This window comes from Desulfovibrio sp. 6_1_46AFAA (assembly GCF_000224635.1).
GTDB lineage: Bacteria > Desulfobacterota > Desulfovibrionia > Desulfovibrionales > Desulfovibrionaceae > Desulfovibrio > Desulfovibrio fairfieldensis.
On record NZ_JH114301.1, the window covers coordinates 183,865 to 187,527 of the forward strand.

Sequence of the window (3,663 nt, forward strand, 5' to 3'; positions counted from 1 at the left end):
GATCGCCGGCGTTGCCGGGAGTGAGGCTGAAATTCAACGCGCATTCAGCATTCGCGGCAACCATATGAAGCTTGGTCGTCCAGCCGCCTCTGGACTTTCCGATGGACTGCGGACCTGTTTTTTTAAGGCCCCTGTTCCATCGGGATGAACCTTAACAATAGTACTGTCGAGAGAAACTGCTTCTATTTTAAGGCTGAGTATCTGCTCTTGTTGAAGGCGTTCAAATATACGGTCAAGAACTCCGTTCTTGCTCCAGCGGTTCATGCGCGTGTAGATGCTGTGCCAACAGCCAAAATTTTTCGGCAGTCCACGCCATTTACACCCATGCTCCGCAACGTACAGAATCGCATTCAACACCTGGAGATTGTCAAAATGGACATTACCTCTTTGGCGCGGGAAGCAGTCAGCGATTCTCTCATATTGTTCGCGAGTAATTTGCATAAGACATTCTTACGGAATACTCGCTCTTTGTCAAATAGTGTTAACAGTCCCTAGAGCAAGTTTACTTTGAAATTGCTCTGGCGGCTGCATATGCAGACGCCCGCCACGAGCGTCAGCCGTTGGCGGCTATGCCGCCTGACGGATGACGACAGCAGAGACAGGCGTAAGCGCAATTTATTTGCGCGGTTGCCTCGCCCGTTAGCGAGTCTTCGAGCTTTACGGGCGAGGACAGCAGGGCTAAGCGCCGGAGGCCGACCCGAAGGGCGGCCCGCAGGGCCATGGCCGTAGGCACGCGAAGCGCGCCGTACGGACATCGAGAGCAGGGCGAGCGGCTTAAAAACTTTGAGAATGTCAATTCTCAAAGGTAATCCGCTCTAAACCTCAGGCTCAACCCCCAGGGCGGACGGCGCGTACGCGCATCGGCCCGGTCCACGGCCAGCTGACGCTGATCTGCCCGGATTCGCCGGTATGGAGCAGGGGAATGCCGTGCCGTGCCAGCCAGGCCCGCAGGCGCGAGCCCGGATAGTTGTAACGATTCTGAAAACCACAGGAAGCCAGCACCAGTTCCGGTTGCACGGCCTTGTAAAAGGCGGCCAGAAAACTGCGGTCCGAACCGTGGTGCGGGGCCAGCAGCACCTGGGCGCGCAGATCCCGGCCCGAGGCCAGCAGACGGCGCAGGCTGCGACGCTCGGCGTCGCCGGTGAACAGGGCCAGCCCTTGGCCGTGACGGGTCAGGCGCAGAATCAGGGATGCCTCGTTGCCGGTCCAGGCGGCCTCCTCTTCGTCGGCGGCACGCGGCGGGTGCAGCACTTCCAGACGCAGGCCCAGAGCCGGATCGCCCACAATCAGCACATCTCCTTCCGCCAGAATGCGGCCCGCCAGGCTTTGCCGCAGTTCCCGCCACATGGGCCCGTGCTGCCCGGCGGCCTCGCGCCCGTTATGGAACAGGGCCGACACCTGAAAATCTTCCAGCAGATAAAAAAGACCGCCCAGATGGTCCAGGTCCGGATGGCTGCTGACGACGGCGCTCAACCGGGGCGCGTCGTTGTATGCCAGCACCGGCCCCACCAGGGCTTTGCCGGGGTCAAAGCGGGGCGAGGCGCTGCCGCCGCCGTCCAGAAGCAGGCGCAGATGGCCCGGAGCGCGCAAGGCCAGGGCCTGCCCCTGGCCCACATCCAGCACGTCCAGCCGGGTGTCGCCGGAAAAGCGGCCTTCCAGGCGCAGCAATGGCCCCACGCAGAGCAGGGCCAGACCTGCCAGCAGCAGTCGGCGGGCCGCCTCCTTCCCTGTGGGCGATGCTTTGCCCCGTCCGGCCAGGCAGGCCAGAGCCGCCAGCAGGGCGGCAAAAGCGGGCAGGGCCGTCCAGTGCGGCCGCAGCAGGACGGGATTGTGCAGCAGGCCCAGGCCATTGAGGCCCGCCAGCCCGTCTGTCAGCCACTGGCAGGGCAGGGCGGCCAGATCCAGAACCAGCCGCGCGGTCCCGTCCAGGCCCGCGCCCGCCAGAAGCAGGCCCAGAGCCGCGCCGGGCAGCACCACAAGACCGGCCACGGGCAGCCAGAGCACATTGAGCGGGAACCAGAAGCCCGCATTGCCGAACAGCAGGAGGTTCAGCGGCAGCAACGCTATCTGAATCAGCAGGGAAATCAGCAAAATGCGCGCAAGCCAGCGGCCGAGCCCGTGTATGGCCCGTCGCCGGGGGGATTCGGCTTTATGCGCGGACGGCGGCAGGATGCGGCGCAGCCAGGGCAGGGCAAGGCCGATGACCGCCACGCACAGGGCCGAGAGCTGCAGGCCCGTGTCCAGTATGCTCAGCGGCGCGACCAGGCAGATACAGAGCAGGGCGGCGCAGAGCACGTCGAGGGAGGTGCGCGCCCGGCCCCGCGCCAGCCAGAAGGCCAGGATGAAAAGCATGCACACGGCCCGCAGCAGGGAGGCCGGAGCGTTGCCCAGCCAGAGGTAGGCCAGGGCGGGCGGACAGGCCGCGGCCACGGCCAGGACCACGCGCGGCTGCCGGAGATACAGGGACGGACGAAGGCGGGCGGCGGCCAGCACGCAGAGCAGGCCCAGCAGCCCGGCCACGGCCAGATGCTGGCCGGAAAGCGCCAGACTGTGCGCCAGGGTGGCGGCGGCGAAATTGTCCAGGGTGTTTTGCGTCAGATATCGGCGGTCCCCGAACAGCAGAGCAGGCAGGATGGCCTTGCCCTGCGGCAGTTCCGGGGCGGCGGCATCCTCCGTCAGGATTTTTGCCTGATGCTCCGTCTGTCCCCCAGGCAGGAGCGCGCTTAAAAACGCATGTCGCAGTTCCTCACGCCGGCGGGCCGCCAGCACCCTAGTGGCGGCGCGCTTGGCACTGATTTACGCGCTAAATGGCACGAGAACGGATAGAAAGAGGCGGGGTTTTAGCCCCGCCTTTATGATTGCCTTCGTGTGAGGCCGCACGATACTTGAGAATAGTGTAATTAGAATTACAAACGGTGTTCTCTGTAACGCGCCATTTAGTTTGAATCAAAACGACGTTTAGTTTGAAAAATTCTCCGGGCTACGATTAGTGCCAAAAATAACACGCCATCGCATACAAATAGAATCGGCGAGCGCCATAAAAAGGCGGGGTTTCGTCCCCGCCTTTTGTCATGCCAGTTTACGCCCCTCGCTCGCTAAGCATGGACGGCACGGGCAAGCCCTCGGCCAGGAGGATACAGGCCGCAACGGCATAAGACTGCTGCGGCGTTATGCCGTTGCCCAAAGCCTTGAGACGCGATACCCAGGAGCGCGCCGTGGCTGTATCTACCCGGCCGATTTTGTTGGTCTGACCAGGTTCGCGCCCGTCGGCTCGGTCCAGCCCCTCGGTACGCCCATCATCCACTCGATAAATGACGGGTCCGGGATAGACTTCCAAGGCGGACGTTTTTCGCGCCCGGTCAATCCGTAGGCCCAGCCAAGCAAAAAGCTGCGGAGATTGGTTGACGTTTCCCAGGATTCTCTGGAGCGGAGACAGCAACCGATGCTCTCCGTCAGGCAGGCGACCGTGGGGGTAGGCAACAATGAAAACCCGCTCCCGATGGTGCGGAGCGCCAAGGGCGGCCGCGGGCAGCACTTCCCATTCCGCATCGTACCCGAGCGCGGCCAGGTCTTGCAGGACGCTCTCAATACCGCAGGAAAGCAGGCCCCGCACGTTTTCAATGATGATGTAACGGGGCCGGACTTCCCCGATGAGCCGCGCAT

At 63.0% G+C, this 3,663-nt stretch carries 2 protein-coding genes and 1 pseudogene; all 3 read right to left on the minus strand.

The genetic code is table 11. The features are described 5' to 3' along the window. A pseudogene (locus HMPREF1022_RS17040) lies at positions 1-441 on the minus strand (IS5 family transposase); the annotation flags it as partial. Between the two features lie 387 nt (positions 442-828). Next, positions 829-2,769 (minus strand): ComEC/Rec2 family competence protein, encoded by a 1,941-nt coding sequence (locus HMPREF1022_RS04290; RefSeq protein WP_009302020.1) that lies wholly within the window; start codon positions 2,767-2,769, stop codon positions 829-831. 310 nt (positions 2,770-3,079) lie between these two features. Then, positions 3,080-3,663 (minus strand): DNA cytosine methyltransferase (locus HMPREF1022_RS04295; RefSeq protein ID WP_009302021.1); only part of this gene is annotated, 584 nt, incomplete at its 5' end.